Source organism: Streptomyces sp. NBC_00414 (assembly GCF_036038375.1).
Taxonomy (GTDB): Bacteria; Actinomycetota; Actinomycetes; order Streptomycetales; family Streptomycetaceae; genus Streptomyces.
This window is the reverse complement of record NZ_CP107935.1, coordinates 2252454-2270668: the sequence shown is the minus strand read 5'-3', so window position 1 is coordinate 2270668 and position 18215 is coordinate 2252454. Positions and strand designations below refer to the sequence as shown.

At 70.5% G+C, this 18215-nt stretch carries 11 protein-coding genes; 5 read left to right on the top strand and 6 right to left on the bottom strand.

Features of this window, described 5'->3' with window-relative positions; genetic code table 11:
* Positions 1–52: 52 nt before the first annotated feature.
* Complete coding sequence (locus OHS59_RS09720; protein ID WP_328492979.1) at positions 53–697, bottom strand: TetR/AcrR family transcriptional regulator; 645 nt, start codon at positions 695–697, stop codon at positions 53–55.
* A 103-nt stretch (positions 698–800) separates the two neighbouring features.
* Between OHS59_RS09720 and OHS59_RS09715 the strand changes: the two genes are divergently transcribed.
* Positions 801–2198: an MFS transporter gene (locus OHS59_RS09715; protein WP_328492978.1), complete on the top strand. Its 1398-nt coding sequence runs from the start codon at positions 801–803 to the stop codon at positions 2196–2198.
* Positions 2195–3418 carry an FAD-dependent monooxygenase gene (locus OHS59_RS09710; RefSeq protein WP_328492977.1) on the top strand — a complete coding sequence of 408 codons (1224 nt, stop codon included), beginning with the start codon at positions 2195–2197 and terminating at the stop codon, positions 3416–3418. Before OHS59_RS09715 ends, OHS59_RS09710 begins: the two co-directional genes overlap by 4 nt.
* 71 nt (positions 3419–3489) lie before the next feature.
* Here the strand turns inward: OHS59_RS09710 and OHS59_RS09705 are convergent, their stop codons facing one another.
* Positions 3490–6159: a cellulose binding domain-containing protein gene (locus OHS59_RS09705; RefSeq protein ID WP_328492976.1), complete on the bottom strand. Its 2670-nt coding sequence runs from the start codon at positions 6157–6159 to the stop codon at positions 3490–3492.
* Positions 6160–6371: 212 nt separating this feature from the next.
* Positions 6372–9284 carry a glycoside hydrolase family 48 protein gene (locus OHS59_RS09700; RefSeq protein ID WP_328492975.1) on the bottom strand — a complete coding sequence of 971 codons (2913 nt, stop codon included), beginning with the start codon at positions 9282–9284 and terminating at the stop codon, positions 6372–6374.
* A gap of 499 nt (positions 9285–9783) precedes the next feature.
* Here OHS59_RS09700 and OHS59_RS09695 point away from each other — a divergent pair, with 499 nt between their 5' ends.
* The 3 genes from OHS59_RS09695 (at position 9784) to OHS59_RS09685 (ending at position 13368) form a co-directional block, all read left to right on the top strand.
* Entirely contained in the window at positions 9784–11496 is a 1713-nt protein-coding gene (locus OHS59_RS09695; protein ID WP_328492974.1) for a glycoside hydrolase family 6 protein, read from the top strand.
* A gap of 160 nt (positions 11497–11656) precedes the next feature.
* Positions 11657–12550: a methyltransferase domain-containing protein gene (locus tag OHS59_RS09690; protein WP_328492973.1), complete on the top strand. Its 894-nt coding sequence runs from the start codon at positions 11657–11659 to the stop codon at positions 12548–12550.
* Between the two features lie 116 nt (positions 12551–12666).
* Entirely contained in the window at positions 12667–13368 is a 702-nt protein-coding gene (locus OHS59_RS09685) for an SDR family oxidoreductase (RefSeq protein WP_328492972.1), read from the top strand.
* A gap of 138 nt (positions 13369–13506) precedes the next feature.
* Here the strand turns inward: OHS59_RS09685 and OHS59_RS09680 are convergent, their stop codons facing one another.
* The 3 genes from OHS59_RS09680 to OHS59_RS09670 all read right to left on the bottom strand — a co-directional run bounded on the left by OHS59_RS09680 (position 13507) and on the right by OHS59_RS09670 (position 18209).
* The gene (locus OHS59_RS09680) at positions 13507–14295 is read right to left on the bottom strand and encodes an aldo/keto reductase (protein ID WP_328499146.1); all 789 of its coding nucleotides are present in this window, start codon (positions 14293–14295) and stop codon (positions 13507–13509) included.
* 225 nt (positions 14296–14520) lie between these two features.
* Positions 14521–15330, bottom strand: coding sequence for an ABC transporter ATP-binding protein (locus OHS59_RS09675; RefSeq protein ID WP_328492971.1), 810 nt, complete (start codon positions 15328–15330; stop codon positions 14521–14523).
* The gene (locus OHS59_RS09670; RefSeq protein ID WP_328492970.1) at positions 15327–18209 is read right to left on the bottom strand and encodes an ABC transporter permease subunit; all 2883 of its coding nucleotides are present in this window, start codon (positions 18207–18209) and stop codon (positions 15327–15329) included. Before OHS59_RS09670 ends, OHS59_RS09675 begins: the two co-directional genes overlap by 4 nt.
* Positions 18210–18215 lie beyond the last annotated feature (6 nt).

The window sequence follows — 18215 nt, the reverse complement described above, 5'->3', positions numbered from 1 at the left end:
ACTCGGGCTGCGCCTCACCCTTGCTCGGGGCTGCGCCCCACTCTTGCCCCGGCTACCTGGTTCGGTAGGCGCGGAGGAAGGTCCGTACCCCCTCGACGACGAGTGGCCGGACGCGGGTGTCCTCGGCGGCGTTCGCGGAACCGAGCCTGTCCAGCGCGACGCCGAAGGTCAGCGCGATGAACTGGTCGGCCGCGAGCCGGGGGTCGGGGACATCGAGCAGCCCGGCCGCGGCGAAGGCGGCGAACCGCTCGGCGATCGCCTCGTCGGGGGTGTCGGCCATCGAGTTGTAGCCCCGGTGCGGCAGGTGACCGGATTCCGACCGGACCAGCCGTTGCAGCGTCGCGTACTCCGTCGAGCCCAGCATGTCGGTCGCGATGCGCATCGAGAACGTGACCAGCGCGTCCTCCAGCTCGGCGGCCTCGGTGAGGGGGGCGAGGGTGTCGTCGAGGGTGCGCCGGATCGTGGTGATCATCGACTCGCCGATGGCGTCGACGACCGCCTGCAGCAGCGTCTGCTTGTCGCCGAAGTAGTCATAGACCGTCCGCTTGGACACCTCGGCCCGCGCGGCGACCGCGTCGACGCTGGACCGGTCGAAGCCGTCGGCGAGGAACAGTTCCCGGGCCGCCGCGAGGATGGCGGCCCGCTTCCGCGCGGACCCCTCGCGCAGGGTCTTCGTGGGTGTCTTCGTGGTCGGCATGGGCTCATCCTAACCGAACTACACTGCACGGTGTAGTGTAGTTTCGGGTTCATGGCGGGCCGCTCCGTCCGAGCGGGGCCCGGCAATGACGGAAAGGACGTCCATGACCGCAACGCTCGATTCCCCGGTCCGCATCGGAAAGGCCGCTGTCTGGGCCCTCGGCATGCTGGCAGTCGCCACCGGTGCCCTGGAGTCGGTGGTGACGCCGACGCTCCCGCTCCTCCAACGCGAACTGCGCATGAGCCCCGCCGAAGGGGCGTTACTCAGCATCGTGCTCCTCATCACCGGCGCGCTCGTCACACCGGTCGCCGGCAAGTTCGGCGACCGCTACGGCGGAAAACGGGTGCTGATATGGCTGATGGCGATCGTCTCGACCGGCGGCCTGGTGTCCGCCCTGGCGCCGAACCTGCCGGTGCTGCTGCTCGGTCAGGTACTGCAGGGCGCGATGGTGGGCGCGCTGCCCCTGTCGTTCATCCTGGTGCGCGAACACCTCCCCGTGGGAGAGGCGAAGGTGGCGATCGGGGTGGTCAGCGGGCTGTTCGTGGGCGGCGGAATGGCGGGAACGCTGTCGGCCGGGCCCGTGGCCGAAGGGCTGTCCCGGCACTGGATGTTCGCCCTGCCGACCTTCGCGGTCATCGGGGCCACCGTCCTGGTGAACAGGCTGATGCCGCACGATCCGCCGAGCCGGTCGGGCGACACCCGGGTCGACTGGCCCGGCCTGACTCTCCTGAGCGGCACGCTGGTCACGCTCATGCTCGTGCTCGCCCTCGCGCCCGACATCGCCTCGCAGCCACTCGTGCTCGGCGGCCTCGTCGTGGCCCTGGCCGCCTTCGTGACCGGATGGACGGCCGTGGAGCGCCAAGCGGCCTCGCCGATGGTCGATCTGCGCATGCTGGCACGGCCCGCGGTGTGGAAGTCGTGCGTGCTGACCTTCGTGATCTGCGTCGGTACCGCGGTGCCGGTCTACCTCGTCCCGCAACTGTTCGCGGTCCCCTCCGGTGAGTACGGCTTCGGGGCCAGTGCCACCGAGATCGGCTTCTTCCTGCTGCCCGGCGCCGTGGCCGCGTCGCTGGCCGGGCCGCTCGGCGGGATCGGGGCCCGGCGTTTCGGCTCGCGTGCCGTGGTCACCACCGGGATCGCCCTCATGGTCGTCGCCCTGATCGCCCTGGCGGCCGTGCACACCGAGATCTGGCACCTCGTCATAGGCAAGCTGCTGATCGCGTTCGCCAACGGCCTGTGCGTCACCGCGATGGTGACCAACACCGCCACCTCCGTCGACCAGGGCGACACCGGCATCGCCACCAGTCTGGTCCTGGTGACTCGCGTGCTCGGCTTCGCCGTGGGCGTGCAGGTCAGCGGTGCGATCCTCACCGCCGCCACCCCCTCCGGGTCGGACGTCCCGGCCGAATCGGCCTTCGTCACCGGCTTCGTCATGGCCGGTGTCGTCACGGCGCTGGCCCTCCTCGTCGCCCGCACCATGAGCAAAGGAGCCAAGGAATGACCGACATCGATCCGCCGAGGGGCATCCGCACCACGCCTAGGCGCACGGTCCTGATATCCGGGGCCAGCATCGCGGGGCCCGCCCTCGCGTTCTGGCTGAACCGCTACGGATTCGAGGTCACGGTGGTCGAGAAGGCGGGCGCGCTGCGCGGCGGTGGTTACCCCGTCGACGTACGCGGCACCGCGTGCGAGGTCGTCCGGAGGATGGGAATCCTGCCGCGGCTGCGGGACGCGCACATCGACCTGCGCCGGCTGACCTTCCTCGACGGGGACGGCGGCGAGGTGGCCTCGGTCGCCCCGCACACCGTCACCGGCGGTGTCGCGGGACGGGATCTGGAGATCCGGCGCGGGGACCTGACCGACGCTCTCCACACGGCCGTCCGTGACGACGTGGAGTTCCTGTTCGACGACTCCATGGACACCCTCGACCAGTCGTCCGGCCACGGGGTCGACGTCACCTTCCGAGGGGGCGGCAGACGTACGTTCGACATGGTGTTCGGCGCGGACGGTCTGCACTCACGCACCCGCGAGTTCCTGTTCGGCCCCGAGGAGCAGTTCCACCGGTACCTCGGCTACTGCTTCGCCGGATTCACCATGCGCAACACCTTCGGGCTCTCCCACGAGCTCACGATGTGGAACACCCCGGGCAGGGCCGCGGCGCTCTACGCCGTGGGCGGCGACGACGAGGTGCACGCCTTCCTGAACTTCGCCCACCCGGTACCGCCGTTCGACGCGTTCCGCGACCCGTCGGCCCAACGGGACCTGGTCGCCGCGGTCTTCGCCGACGCGGGATGGGAGGTCCCGGGGATGCTCGCCGCGATGCGCGACGCGGACGACCTGTTCTTCGACGCGGTCAGCCAGATCCGCATGCCCCGCTGGTCCAGCGGCCGGGTCGCGCTGGTGGGCGACGCCGCGTACGCGCCCTCGTTCCTCACCGGACAGGGCTCCAGCCTCGCGCTCGTCGGCGCGTACATGCTCGCCGGTTCCCTGGCCGGGCGGGACCACACGGAGGGCTTCGCCGCCTACGAGCAGGACACCCGTGCGTTCGTGACCGCGAACCAGGACCAGGTCGGCGAGGGCGACGCCGCACTCTTCCCGACCACCGCCCGGGCCCTGGACCAGCGCAACGCCATGCTGCGCAAGCTCAGTGCCATGCCCTCCGCGGAGGAACGACCGGCCCACTCGGCCCTCACCCTGCCCGACTTCGCGCCCGTGGCGTAAGCCCCGACCCGGGCACAAGGAGGGCGCGGGCCCCATCGGGTCCGCGCCCTCCCGTTCGTCCGGCCCGGGGGTCAGGTCACCGAGCAGGACTGGTCGCCGAGCTCGAACGCCGTCGGCTTGCTGTTCGTGCCCGACCAGCTGCCCGTGAAGCCGAAGCTCACGGACGAACCGGCCGCGACGTTCGCGTTCCAGCTCACGTTCTTCGTTGTGACGGCCGCTCCGGATTGGGTCTGCTCGGCATTCCACGCCTGGGTGACGTTCTGCCCGTCGGCGAAGGACCAGCCGAGGGTCCAGCCGGCCCAGGCACTCGTGCCCGTGTTGGCGAGCTGGACGTCCGCCTGGAAGCCGCCCGACCACTGGTTGGTGATCTTGTATGTGACGGCGCAGGCGCCGGTCGGCGTCGGATCCGTACCGCCGCCGCCGTCACCGCCGCCCGCGTCGGACGAGTCGCCGTAGACGACCCCGCGCCCGTTCGTCGACACGTACACCCGCCCGTAGACACGCGGATCGCCGGTGATCGCCGCGCCCGTCCAGCCCCATTGGTGGGCGTCGTCGTTGATACGGGTCCAGGTCGCGCCCTTGTCCGTGGAGCGGAAGATGCCGCGCACACCGCCGATCTTCGCGCTCGTGTAGAGCGTCTGGTACGAGGCGCCGGCCGCCGCCTTGCCGAAGCCGATGGTGTCCGCCTGCTCGACACCCGACAGCTTGGTGAAGGTCGCGCCGGAGTCCGTGGAGTGCCACAGCCCGTACGCCCCGTCGCTCGCGCCGCCCGCCAGCCAGACGTCACCCTTCGTCCCGGGCAGCGCCTTGAACCGTACGCTGTCGCCGCTCGGCAGTCCGGTCGCCGCAGAGGCGGTGAAGGTCGCGCCGCCGTCCGAACTGACGTAGAACTTCCCGGACTTGAAGCCGTAGAAGGTCTTCGGGTCGACCCGGTCCGACTCCACGATCGCGCCCGCCGGGATGCCGCTCGACGCCGACCACGACGTACCGAACCCGGTCGCGTAGTGCACGCCCGCACCCGCCGGACTCCACACGAAGCGGCTCCCGTCGGAGGCCGCCGCGACCGTGCCGCCGCCGCTCACACCCGAAGGGTCCGTGCCCGCGAACCAGTTGGCGCCGTTGTCCGTCGAGAACGCCACGTGCGGACCAGAGTCGAGATTGCCGGCCCGCACCACGATGCCAGGGTTGGACTCCGCGAAGTCGAGGCTCGTCGTGCTGGTGAAGTTCGGCGAGGTGAACATCATCGACGGGACCTTGGTGAGGTCCGTGTGCCGGAAGCCGCCGATGTCGCCCAGTGCGCTGAGAAGTCGGGCGCCGCCGGACGGGGGAGCGGCCAGGTCGTTCACGGCCGTCTCCTCCAGGCCCTGCACCATCGGCTTGATGGTGAACTGGCCGCCGCTGTCCCACTGGCCCAGGTTCTCGGTGCCGTAGATCGTCGCGCCCGTCCCGTACATCATGCGGGCCGAGTTGAACGGGTCGATCTCCAACGCCTCGGTCATCCAGCCGAGTTTGGGCGTCTGCTCGGGCGGCGACGGATTGGCTCCCCAGGTCAGCCAGGGCGAGGACGACACATCCATGGTGAAGCGGTTCGAGCGGTTCGGGTACGACGTGTAGTCCCAGGCCTTCGTCCAGGTGCCGCCGCTGTCCGTGGAGCGGAAGATTTGGGTGTCCGGCCACCAGGAGCTGTACGCGGTCGCCATCACGGTGCCCGGCTTCTGCCGGTCGACGGTCAGCCCGCTGAAGCCGTAGTAGGTGTCGGCCTCCGCGACCGGACTGATGTCCGTCCAGGTACCGGTCGCCGTCGTGTACCGCCACAGCCGGCCCTTGCCGCCGTCGTACGGCCCGCCCTTGTCGCTGTACGCGAGATACAGGTAGCCGTTCGTCGCGTCCAGCACGCCCTTGTGGGCCAGGTATCCGGTGGGCTGCCCGGCGATCCGGGACCAGGTCGCGCCCGCGTCGGTCGAGCGGTAGACCGCGTTGTCCTTGTCGGCGACCCCGACATAGATGGTCCTGGTGGCATCGGTGCCCGTGCTGCTCGACTCGTCGAAGGTGACCCAGGCGATGCCCTGGTTGTCGGAGGCGTACCCGCTCGTGTCGGTCGGATCCTGCACGTAGTTCCCGACGTTCGGGAAGCTCGTCACCTGCGACCAGGAGGCGCCCGAGTCCGTGGACCGCCACAGGCCCTTGCCGCTCGGCGCGCCCAGATACAGCACGCTGTTCCGGTGGGGGTCGACAGCGAGCCGTTCGCCCATGCCGCGCCCGGGCATGTTGCCGCCCAGTTTGAACGGGAGGTCGGCCTTCAGCCAGGTCGCGCCCCGGTCCGAGGATCTGAGCACGGCCCCGTTACCCGGGTCCCAGCTGTTCGTGTACGTGCCGACGGCGGCGTACACCTTGCTGGGCGCGACGGCGTCGGAGGCGAGGCTCACGACACCGGTGTGCCCCCAGCGGTCCCAGCCGACCGAGTCGAGCAGCGGCGTCCAGGTCTTCGACGCCTCCTGCCAGCGGTAGGCGCCGCCGATGTCGGTGCGGGCGTACGCGAGGTTCTTCTCGGACCGGTTGAAGACGATCCCGGGGACGAAGCCGCCCCCGTCGACGCGCGCGTTCTTCCAGGTGTACGTGTCGGCGGCGATGGACACCGCCGGGCCCTTCTCGACGGGCTGCGCGGCCAGCGCGCCGGGCGTACCGGCGAGCAGCCCGGCGGCGAGCCCGAGCACAGCGGTCAGGACGAAGGTTCTTCGCACAACGACCCTCTCCTTGCGTGGGGGGAGGTTGGTATCGGGGTGGGGGGAGACGCGAAAGGTCGGGCGGCCCCCAGTGCGGGTGGGGACCGCCCACGGCACGTTCTGTCACGACCCGAGCCCCGTCTCTTTTAGGGGCGCGGGGAACTGCGCGACCAGCCACGACGAAGCCGCAGCCGACGTACCGACCTTCCCGCGGAGCGTTTCAGCGGGGGCTATTCGAGAAGCTCCGCGTATGAGCCCATGGCAAGGGCGATGTCCGCCTGGGCCCAGAACCGGTGATATGTGAAGGACGGCGCGGCCCCACCGGCCAGGTACGCCTCGATCTTCGACCAGGCCGGGTCGTCCTCGTAGAACGACCGGATCGAGTCGAACGTCGACGACGAGTTGATCGCGTCGCCGTTGGGCATCTTGCCGGTCCACGCGCTCGGCACGTACACGGCGTCGTCGAACCGGTTGTAGTCGGCGCGCGTCTCCGGGACGGCCACGCCCAGCGCGTCCTGGTTGTTCGCCCACATACCGTCGAGCAGCGCCTTCGCCGTGGTCCTCGCCTCGGTGTCACCGGACCGGTCGGCGTAGTACGTCAGCGTCTTGGCGTACGCGGCCGCCACGCCCACGTCGTTCGTGTAGTCGGCGACGGTGACGTGAAGTCCCGTGTTGGCACCGGGACTCGACGCGTTCCAGGTGTCCGGCTTGCCCGACCACTGGAGGGTGCTCGGGATCCGGAAGGTGCCGTCCGGGTTGACCGTGGTGTGGGCCAGCGCCCAGTCGACCCACTTGTCGAGGACGAGCTTGGCGTCCGCGTTCCCTGTCTGCTGGTAGTACTCGGCGACCCGCTCCATCGACCACGCCTGGAAGCCGAACCACTGGTTGGACGGCGGGTCGTGGTAGACGGGCTTCTCGTCGTAGTACATGCCGTAGAAGGTCGGCGTCCCGGAGGGCGGTGTCGCGTAGCGGCCCTGCCAGCTGTTGGTCGCGCCGCCCGCGATGGCACCCTCACTGGACTGCAGCCAGCGGTAGAACTCCAGCTGCCGGCCCAGGGACTTGGCCCAGTCCGCCTGTCCTGTGGCCGACTTGGGCTTCAGATCGGAGTAACTGCTGAGCGCGTACGCGGCCAGCGGGTTCTGGTAGCCGCCGTGGGTGTGGCTCGAGCCGATGCGCCAGGCCCACCCGGCCGAGGCGTCGGTCGCGCCACCCCACGCGTAGTACCAGTTCAGCAGGTAGTGCGAGGCGTCCTTGCCGGTGCCTGCCGGGCAGGTCGACGGCCCTACGCAGTTGCCGATCTTCTTGAAGTACTTGTCGTACATCGAGTAGCGGAGATAGTCGCCCATCTTCGCGGCCTTGCCGACGGTCGTCGACACCTCGGCGCCCTTGCCCTGCGCCTCGGCCCAGATGTCAGCCCAGTACGCGGCCTGGACGGCACGCGCGTCGGCGTCAGGAGCGTTGGTGAACTTCCACTGCCTGGCGTAGGAAGCGTCCTTGGTGAACAGGTCCAGGTACCCGTTCGTGCCGCCGTACTTGAAGGCGTCACAGGTCGGCTGCGGCACCGTCTCCCACACCGACTCCTGCGCACCGCGCTGGAAGGTGTTGATGTAGGACGGGCCGGTGTCGGCCGGGCCCGCCTCGCACTTGCCCGGGGAGTTGCCGTACCCGTAGACGTTGTCCACGTCCTGCAGCCAGTGCATGCCGTACACGTCGTCCGTGCCGTACGCGCTCTTCAGCTCGGCCGCGATCGGGTCAGGACCGACGGAGACCCCCGAGTCGAGCTGCGCCGGGTACTCGTTCGGCGTGTCCAGCTCGGGTGCGTACGTCGCCGGCTTCGAGGCGTTGTAGAACGAGTTGGTCGGCTGGTCGGCGTGCGTGGGGATCATGAACTTCTCCATGATGTCCCAGGCCCCGTTGAACTTCGTCCAGTCGCCCGTGACCTTGCCGTACATGGCCTGCAGCCACAGCAGATAGCTGTACGCCTCCGAGGTCGTCTCATGGCCGTGGTCGGGCGCCTCGACGATCAGCGTCTCCACCGAGTGGTACGGGATGCCCTCCGGCGAGAAGTAGCCGTTCGCCGGGTTGGTGATCTTCCCGTAGAGATCCAGGAAGCGGGCGTCGTACTCCTTCGACGCGGCGAGCTGGGTGACGGTCACCGAGGCCTTCGCGTGCCCGGTGGCCGTCGAGTCGAAGACGGCCGAACCGGTGCCGGTCGCGTTGGCCGTGACGGTCACCTTCTGCGCCGTGGCCCAGTTCGACGGGGTGAAGGTCAGTGACGCCCCGCCGGTGACGGACAGTCCCGTGTTGCCGCTCGCGCGAGTGGTCGTCACGCTCACGTTCGCCGACGGCTGGGTCGAGAGCTTCACGTCGTACGTGCCCGTCTTGCCCTGCTGGACGCCGAGTTGGGTCGGCGAGACCACCACGGCGGGACCCGAGGCGACCGTGATGCCGACCGGCGTCGACTCCGCCGAAGCGCCCAGGCTGTCGTAGGCCTTCGCGAGCAACGAATGACTGCCCACGGTCAAGCCAGTGGCCGAGAGCGAGTACGGCGAGCTGGTGTCGGTGCCCAGCAGTGTCGTGTCGTCGTAGAACTCGACCTTGCTGATCGTGGCGCCGTCCGCCGCCGCGGCGGTCGCGGCGAGCGGGACCGCCGTGCCCTGGGAGTAGACGGCACCCGCCGCGGGGCTGGTCAGCACGGTGATCGGCGGCTGGTGGGCGCCGGCGCAGGTCGTGCCGTTGATCGCGAAGGAGGTCGGTGCGGCATTGGTGCCGCTGTACGTGAACTGGGCGCCGGTCGTGACGGCCGCCCCGACCGCGATCGTCCCGTTCCAGGAGGCGTTCTGCGCGGTGACCGTCTTCCCGGACTGCGACCAGGTGCCGCTCCAGCCGCTGCTGAGCTGTTGGTTGCCCGTGTAGCCGTACGTGAGGGTCCAGCCGTTGATGGCCTCCGTGCCGCGGTTGGTGAGCGTGAGCTCGGCGGTGAAACCGGAGCCCCAATCGTTGGTCCTGTAGTCGACGCTGCACTGAACAGCCGCCGCCTGTGCAGGAGTTGTACCGGTCGTCAGCATGGTCAGCGGAAGTGCGAGGGCCGCCACCACGGCGGTCCACATCCGCCGCGCACGGCGTCTGCGTCTGAGTGCCATGTTCTGGTTCCTCTCCTTGCGGCTCGGAGACGGGGGGAGGAGCAACAAGCCTTGAACCAGTGGGAGCGCTCCCATATTGGAGAGAGGGGTGCAAGGGGTCAAGGTGCTTGAAGAGTCGAAATGATTCGATAGATCAAGAGTGCAACTCCTCTGTCGTTTACCAACACTTGGCGCTACCTTCGTCCGCACCAGTGGGAGCGGTTCCATCAGTCGACGCGTCGGTGACGGCGCGACCGAACTGCAAGGAGTCGCTCATGCGACACCCCCCGCGTTCACCTTTTTCAGTGGTCGGCGCCAACGCACTCCTTCATCGGCCGCGTCGTGACGTGCTTCGAGACGTGCTTCGACGTGAGCACTTTCCTGCCCGGTCCGGACCCGGAACACCTGGGGCCGTGCCATCGGGCGGGCTCTGCTCTCCCCTCACGACGGCACTTCCACGTCGTTCGGCATCGGGCCGCGCGAGCCTGCGCGCGCCCTCGACGAATAGGACACCCCGCACATGAGCCGTACCAGAACTGCACTTCTCGCGGCGCTGGCGCTGGTCGCCGGCACCGCGGGCGCCGCCGTCGCGGCAGCACCCCCGGACGCCGGCGTGGCCGCCGTCCCCTGCACCGTGGAGTACAAGGTGCAGAACCAGTGGGACACGGGCTTCACCACCTCGGTGACGGTCACCAACAACAGCGCGGCGAAGACCAGTTGGGCCGTGAAGTGGTCGTACGCCGGCAACCAGAAGGTCACCAGCGGCTGGAACGCCAAGCTCAGCCAGAGCGGCACCGCAGTCACCGCGGCCAACGAGAGCTACAACGGCGCGCTCGGGACCGGGAGTTCGGTCAGCTTCGGCTTCAACGGCACCTACAGCGGCACCAACGCGCTGCCCACCACCTTCACCCTCGACGGTGTGACCTGCAACGTCGACGACGGAGGCACGGACCCCACCGACCCGACCGATCCGGGAACGGGCAGCAGGGTCGACAACCCGTACGCGGGCGCCAAGGTGTACGTGAACCCGGAGTGGAAGGCGAAGGCCACCGCCGAGACCGGCGGCAGCCGCATCGCCAACCAGCCGACCGGCGTGTGGCTCGACCGGATCGCCGCGATCAACGGCGTGAACGGCGGCATGGGCCTGCGCGCCCACCTGGACGCGGCACTGGCGCAGAAGGGCTCGGACGAACTGGTCGTCCAGCTCGTCATCTACAACCTGCCCGGCCGTGACTGCGCCGCACTGGCCTCGAACGGTGAGCTGGGCCCGACGGAGATCGACAAGTACAAGACCCAGTACATCGACCCGATCGCGGCGATCCTCGCCGACACCAAGTACGCCGGTCTGCGCATCGTGACCACCGTCGAGATCGACTCCCTGCCGAACCTCGTCACCAACGTCTCGCCCCGCGCCACCGCCACCGCCAACTGCGACACCATGAAGGCGAACGGCAACTACGTGAAGGGCGTCGGCTACGCGCTGAACAAGCTCGGCGACGTGCCCAACGTCTACAACTACGTGGACGCCGGACACCACGGCTGGCTCGGCTGGGACGACAACTTCGCACCCTCCGCCGCGCTCTTCAAGGAGGCCGCCTCCGCCGAGGGCGCGACCGTCGCCGACGTGCACGGCTTCATCGTGAACACGGCCAACTACAGCGCCACGAAGGAGGCCAACTTCACGATCAACGACTCGGTCAACGGGACGTCGGTGCGCCTGTCGAAGTGGATCGACTGGAACCGGTACGTCGACGAGCAGTCGTACGCGCAGGCCATGCGTACCCAGCTGGTCTCGATCGGCTTCCCCTCCGGCATCGGCATGCTGATCGACACCTCCCGCAACGGCTGGGGCGGCACGGCACGGCCCACCGGACCCGGGGCGACGACCACCGTGGACACCTATGTCGACGGGGGCCGCTACGACCGGCGCATCCACCTCGGCAACTGGTGCAACCAGTCCGGTGCGGGCCTCGGCGAGCGGCCGCAGGCGGCGCCGGCGACCGGGATCGACGCCTACGTGTGGATGAAGCCGCCGGGCGAGTCGGACGGGTCGAGCACCGCGATCCCCAACGACGAGGGCAAGGGCTTCGACCGGATGTGCGACCCCACGTACACCGGCAACCCGCGGAACAACAACAACATGTCCGGGGCGCTGGCGAACGCGCCGCTGTCCGGGCACTGGTTCTCCGCGCAGTTCCAGGAGCTCATGAAGAACGCGTATCCCGCTCTGTGACCTGCGCTTTTCGCTCGGTCACCTGAAAGATCCAAAGAATGCGCCGTTCCCCGCGCCCCTTATGGGGCGCGGGGAACTGTTGCTGTTTCGGCAAGGTGAGTGGCTGTTCTGGGGAGGGGTGGCGCAGGCTGGGGCGTACCCGAACGAGAGGCTCGCAGCCATGGCGCACGGTCACGAACAGCACGACGGCAACGGTCACGGCCACGGTCACACCCACATCGACTTCGCCGAGATGCTCCCCATGCTGGAGCAGGAGGCAGAGCTGTTCTCTCCGCTCTACACGCAGGCGGCGAGCTGGCTGCGGGAGATGCGGCCCGATCCCGAGCTGATCGTGGACGCGGGCAGCGGCCCCGGTGTCATCTCCTGTCTGCTCGCCGACACCTTTCCGGCGGCCCGGGTCATCGCCGTCGACGGCGAGGAGCCCCTCCTGGAGCGGGCCCGCGAACGCGCCGCCGAGCGGGGGATCGCCGACCGCTTCGGCACGCTGCGGGCCGAGCTGGGCGACGGGCTCGGCGACCTGGAGTACCCGGCCGACCTCCTGTGGGCCAGCCGGTCCCTGCACCACGTCGGCGACCAGCGCGGCGCCCTCGCCGGCTTCGTCGACCGGCTCGCGCCGGGCGGGACCCTCGCACTGCTGGAGGGCGGCCTGCCCTCGCGCTACCTCCCGCGCGACTTCGGCATCGGCCGTCCCGGACTGCACGCCCGGATGGACGCGATCGAGCAGGAGTGGTTCGCCCGGATGCGGGCCGAGCTGCCCGGCGCCGTCGTCGAGGACGTCGAGGACTGGCCGGCCCTGCTGTCCGCGGTCGGCCTGCGCCACACCGGAACCCGCACCTTCCTGCTCGACGTCCCCGCCCCCGCCTCCGACGAGGCCCGTGCCTTCGTCGCCACCTCCCTCGGCCACCGCCGTGAGGGACTCGCCGAAGGACTGGACGCCGACGACCGCGCCACCCTCGACCGGCTCCTCGACCCGGAGGACAAGGCGAGCGTCTTCCACCGGCCGGACGTGTTCGTACTGACGGCGCTGACGCTGTACGTCGGGGTGAAGCCGTAGTGGCGCCAGCCCAAGTGCCGCCGTTCTGAAGGCTGTTGACATCGAGTGCGCTCCAAGTGATGGACTCCGGGCGGTTGGTCGAACTCGGCCTGGCCGAACATGACTTGGGGGAAGACATGATCGACTCACCGGTTGCGCTCATCACCGGCGGCGGCAGCGGTATCGGGGCCGCGGTGGCCCGGCAACTGCTCGACGCGGGACACCGGGTGACCGTGACGGGGCGCGGGGAGGAGCGGCTGCGCGGGTTCGCCGGGCAACTCGGCAAACCCGACGGGCTGTTGACCTTCCCGGGCGACGCGGCCGACTACGGCCACGTCCAGGCCGCGGTCGAGGCGACGGTGCGGAAGTTCGGGCGGCTCGACACCGTCGTCGCCAACGCGGGATACGCCACGCACGACACCGTCGCCGAGGGCGATCCGGCCGGGTGGCGGGACATGGTGCTGACCAACGTGCTCGGACCCGCGCTGCTGATCCGGGCGTCGATCGACCGGTTGAAGGAGACCCGCGGGCGGATCGTGCTCATCGGCAGCGTGGCCGGGCACATCCACACCCCCGGCAACATCTACGGGGCGACGAAGTGGGCCGTGACCGGGCTCGCCGAGAACACCCGCCGCCAGGTCACCGAGTACGGCGTGGGAGTGACGCTGATCTCCCCGGGCCGGGTGGAGACCCCGTTCTGGGACAGCTACGGCAGCCTGCCGCCCGGGCATCTGCTCACCTCGGACCAGCTCGCGGAGTCGGTCGTCTGGGCGATCCGGCAGCCGGCCGGGGTGGACGTCAACACCGTGGTCGTACGGCCGACCGGCCAGCCCGTCTGACCAGGCCTTCTGGCCAGCCCGCCCGACCGGGCCTTCTGGCCGGGCAGAACGCGACGAAGCCGCCGCCCGAGTGATACGGGCGGCGGCTTCGTCATGTCGTACGCCGGTGCGGCACCTGGGCCGGCCGGTCAGGTGTCGTCAGTCGTTGACCGTCGCCGGGTCGGACCCCAGTCGGCGGTCCTCGTTGAGGGCGGTGATCGCGGCGATGTCCTCGGCGTCGAGGGTGAAGCCGAAGACGTCGATGTTCTCCTTGATCCGGGACGGGGTCACGGACTTGGGGATCACCACGTTGCCCAGCTGGAGGTGCCAGCGCAGGACGACCTGGGCGGGCGTACGGTCGTGCTTGCGGGCGATGGCCACGATGGCCGGGACCTCCAGGAGGCCCTTGCCCTGGCCGAGCGGGGACCAGGCCTCGGTGGCGATGCCGTGCGCCGCGTGGAACTCACGGGACGCGGACTGCTGAAGGTGCGGGTGCAGCTCGATCTGGTTGACGACCGGGACGACGGACGTCGCGTCGATCAGCTTCTCCAGGTACTCCGGGTGGAAGTTGGAGACACCGATGGACTTGGCACGGCCGTCCGCGTGCAGCTTCTCGAAGGCCTTGTACGTGTCGACGTACTTGCCCCGGTCCGGCATCGGCCAGTGGATGAGGTACAGGTCGACATGGTCGAGGCCGAGCTTCTCCAGGGACTCGTCGAAGGCGCGCAGCGTCGAGTCGTACCCCTGGTCGGCGTTCCAGAGCTTGGTGGTGACGAAGAGGTCCTCGCGGGCGATGCCGGAGGAGGCGAGGCCCTTGCCGGTGCCCACTTCGTTGCCGTAGATCGCGGCGGTGTCGATGCTGCGGTACCCGGCCTCCAGCGCGGTGGAGACGGCTCGCTCGGCCTCGTCGTCCGGCACCTGCCAGACACCGAAGCCCAGCTGGGGCATCTCGACGCCGTTGTTCAGGATGATCGGGGGGACCTTGCTCACGAGCTTTCGATTCCTTACGTCGTCGGGTGGTACTCCATCGTCAACGATCACGGGCCGTCGTGCATTCCTGTCCCGTGCGTTCGCCGGTCGAAAGGGGGACCGGAAGGGAGTTCGGCCGGGAAAGTACCCACTACGGCAGGTCCGAACCATTGATCGGGTCCCCTCGCGCTACGAGGGGACCCGTCACGGCGAGGGGGCGTCGGCCCGGGCGGCCGTCGCCGCGCCCAGATACGCCTCCCGCACCTGACGGTCGGCACGCACCTCGGTGGGGGTGCCCTCGGCCAGCACCCGGCCCAGGTCGAGTACGACGACCCGGGTGGACAGTTCCATGACGAAGGCGACGTCGTGCTCGACGAGGAGGACCGCGCAACCCTCCTGTTCGGACAACCGCCGTACGACGGAAGCCAGTTTACGGCTCTCGTCGGCCGTCGTCCCGGCGGCGGGTTCGTCCAGCAGCAGCACCCGGGGCGGGTCCGCGACGGCACGGGCCAGCTCCACCGTGCGGGCCCGGCCCACCGGGAGGGCGGCGGCGTAGGTGTCGCCGAGGCCGTCGAGCCCACAGGTGCGCAGGACCTCTGCGGCCCTGGCCCGGCGCTCCCTCTCGTACGTACGCCGGGCCGGTGCGCCCAGCAGGTCGGCCGCGAGTCCGCCTCCGCCGCCGCGCCACTCCTGGGCCACCACCAGGTTGTCGGCCACGGTGAGCTGCCCGAACAGCTGCTGGCGCTGGAACGTACGGCGCATTCCGTGGCGGGCGCGCCAGACGGGGGAACGACGGGTGACGTCCGTCCCGTCGAGGTGGACGCGGCCCTCGTCGGGGCGGCGGATGCCGGACAGCACGTCGAAGAGGGTGGTCTTGCCGGCGCCGTTGGGGCCGATGAGCCCGCAGATCTCGCCGGGGCGAAGGGACAGGCTCACGTCGTCGAGCGCCCGGACGCCGCCGAATCGGACGCCGACGCGGTCGGCGCGCAGGACGGGGTCCCCCGTGCTCGTCATGGGCGGCCCGCTCCCTCGCTCGTGGGCGGAGCCGCCGGCCCCACCGGTGGTCCGGGCGCCGTCCGCGGGACCGGCCCGGAGGCCGTCCCGGGCCTGGCCGCCAGCCCCAGATAGGCCTCCGTCAGCCGGTCCGCCTCCACGGCCGAACGCGGGCCGCACCACGTCACACGCCCCTGCGCCACGTACGCGACCGTGTCCGCGACCTCCAGCACCTCGGTCGCCTTCTCCTCCACGAGGAGCAGGGCCGTCCCGTGGGCGCGGAGCTCGGTGAGGAGGCGGAAGACCTCCTCTACGACGCGGGGCGCGAGGCCGAGGGACGGTTCGTCCGCGATCAGGACCTTCGGGGGGCGCTGGAGGAGCGGGGCGAGCGCGAGCATCTGCTGTTCCCCGCCCGAGAGGGCTCCGGCGGGCACCCCGCGCCGCCCGGCGAGGCCGGGGAAACGCTCGTACACGGCCTCGCGTGCGTCCCGTCCGTCCCGGCCGCTCAGATACAGGGCGAGGTTCTCCTCGATGGTGAGGGCCGGGAAGATGCCCCGTCCCTCCGGCGCCAGGACGACTCCGGCGCGTGATCGGCGTACGGCTCCGTCCCTCGTGGCGTCGCGTCCCGCCACGTACACCCGGCCGCCGAGCGGAGCCACGAGACCCGCGGCGACCCGGCACGTCGTCGACTTGCCGGCCCCGTTCGGGCCGAGCAGCGCGAGGATCTCGCCGGGGCGTACGGCGAGGTCCACCCCGTGCAGCACGGGCGCGCCGTCGTATCCGGCACGGATGCCGCACAGGCGCAGGGCCGGTGCGGGTGTGGGCGCGTGTGCGGGTTCGGGCGGTTCGCCGGGGGAGTCGGGCGGCGGGCCCGCCTGTCCGGCGACGGTCGCGCCGGACGCCGGTTCCGCCGATGGCGCGTCCGCCGATGCCGCGTAGGCCGACTTCGCGTCGGCCTGCGCCGCACCGGCCTGCGCCCCTCTCGCCACCCCCGCCAGCCGTCGCCGGTGCAGCCGGGCCGGGATCGCCGCGCAGTATCCGTCCGGGTCGTTCGCCAGGGCCAGGCCCGCCAGGCCGAACAGGACCACCGGGAGGTGTACGGACTCGGTGACGTAGTCCGAGAGGAGGTGCGGTACGAGGGCGTACACCAGCCCGGCGACCACCGCGAACTGCGGGCGCCGCAGGCCGGCCGCGACGACCACCGCCAGCCAGACCAGTCCCGTCATCGCGGTGAAGTCGGTGGCGGTGACACGGGTGTTGTAGGAGGCGTACATGACGCCGCCGAAGCCCGCGAGACCGGCGGACAGCGTGAACAGCGTGAGCTTGGTGCGGACGACCGACACCCCGGAGGCCATCGCCGCCGCGGGCGCCGAGCGCACCGCGAGCATCGCCCGGCCCGACGCCGAGTTCCGCAGCGCGCTCAGTGCGGTGACGGCGGCGGTGACCAGCACGGTCAGCGCGACCCCGAGCGCCCGGTCGTCGCCCAGGTCCACCGGACCGAGGACCGGCCGGGGGATCGCCCACCCGGTGTCGCCGTTGCGCAACCACCCGATCTGGAAAAGGACTTGATCGGCGAGAAAGGCGAGCGCGAGGGTCGCCAGCGCGAGCGAGCGGCCACCGAGCCGCAGCGCGGGCAGGGCCACCAGCGCGCCGAGCACGGCCGCCGCGCAGGTCCCCACGGCAGCCGCCGCCACGAACGGCCAGCCATGGCTCATCAGCAGCCCCGCCACCAGCGCAGCCCCGGTCACGAACGTGGCCTGCGCGAGCGACACCATCGCGCCGAGCCCCGTCACCACCGTGAAGGACACGAACACCAGGGACAGGGCGAGCCCTTGGGCGAGGAGACCGCTCCAGAAAGGGGTCGTGACCGTGTAGAAGGACACCGCGAGCAGCACGGCGGCCACCGTCCACGGGCCCCACCGCCGCAGCCGGGAGCGACCCGCCAGATAGTCGACCGGCGGCGGGTCCACCGCCGCCGTGCCCGCCGTCCGCCTGCGCCGCGTCAACAGCAGCAGTCCGGCGAAGAGGATCAGGAAGGGCACGGCGGTGCGGAACCCGGTGATCCGCTCGGCGAAGTCCGCGTACCCGGCGACCAGGTTCTGCAGCACCCCGAGCCCGAGCCCGCCCACGAACGCCAGCGGTACGGATACGAAGCGGCCGAGCACCGCGGCCGTCGCCGAGACGAAGAGGAAAAGGGTGAAGTCGTGGGCGGACAGCCCGAGAAGAGGCGTGGCCAGTACGCCCGCCAGCCCCGCGAGCCCCGACGACAGCATCCACGCGATCGACGACAGCCGGTCCGCGCTCAGCCCCCGCAGCTCCACCAGCGAGCGGTTGTCGACGGCCGCCCTGAGCTGCAGTCCCAGCGGGGTGTGCCGCATCAGGACCCACAGGCCGAGGGCCACCACGGCCGTCGCGGCCCAGATGATCAGCTGGTCGGAGTCGACGCCGACGCCGTCGACCGGCTGCCAGGACTTGGCGGGGCTGGGCCCGACCCCCGGCAGCCCGAACTGGTTCTCGGCCGGTTTCACGGACGTGCCCGCGTCCTGGAGCAGCTCGACGATCCACAGCCCCAGCGCGGGCAGCGCCACCAACAGGCCGATGGTGGCGACGATCTGGGCCGTCTCACCGACCCGCGCCAGCTTGCGGAACATCAGCCGGTCGAGGCCCCAGCCGAGCGCGGGGGCCAGTACGCACACCAGCAGCACCGCCGTGGGGACGGCCGGCCGGCCGAACCCCGAGTGCAGTTCGTAGAAGGCGAGGGCGCACAGATAGGCGGTGGCGCCGTGCGCGAAGTTGAACAGGCCCGACGCCGAGTAGGAGAGCACCAGGCCGGTGGCGAGCAGCGCGTACAGCGCGCCCGACACCAGTCCGCTCAGTACGAACCCGAGAAGGTCGGCCATGCCGGG

Bases quoted from the DNA above. Each gene is read 5' to 3' on its own strand.
- OHS59_RS09720 (WP_328492979.1), bottom strand. From the start codon at position 697: ATGCCGACCACGAAGACACCCACGAAGACCCTGCGCGAGGGGTCCGCG.
- OHS59_RS09715 (WP_328492978.1), top strand. From the start codon at position 801: ATGACCGCAACGCTCGATTCCCCGGTCCGCATCGGAAAGGCCGCTGTC.
- OHS59_RS09710 (WP_328492977.1), top strand. From the start codon at position 2,195: ATGACCGACATCGATCCGCCGAGGGGCATCCGCACCACGCCTAGGCGC.
- OHS59_RS09700 (WP_328492975.1), bottom strand. From the start codon at position 9,284: ATGGCACTCAGACGCAGACGCCGTGCGCGGCGGATGTGGACCGCCGTG.
- OHS59_RS09695 (WP_328492974.1), top strand. From the start codon at position 9,784: ATGAGCCGTACCAGAACTGCACTTCTCGCGGCGCTGGCGCTGGTCGCC.
- OHS59_RS09690 (WP_328492973.1), top strand. From the start codon at position 11,657: ATGGCGCACGGTCACGAACAGCACGACGGCAACGGTCACGGCCACGGT.
- OHS59_RS09685 (WP_328492972.1), top strand. From the start codon at position 12,667: ATGATCGACTCACCGGTTGCGCTCATCACCGGCGGCGGCAGCGGTATC.
- OHS59_RS09680 (WP_328499146.1), bottom strand. From the start codon at position 14,295: ATGCCCCAGCTGGGCTTCGGTGTCTGGCAGGTGCCGGACGACGAGGCC.
- OHS59_RS09675 (WP_328492971.1), bottom strand. From the start codon at position 15,330: ATGACGAGCACGGGGGACCCCGTCCTGCGCGCCGACCGCGTCGGCGTC.
- OHS59_RS09670 (WP_328492970.1), bottom strand. From the start codon at position 18,209: ATGGCCGACCTTCTCGGGTTCGTACTGAGCGGACTGGTGTCGGGCGCG.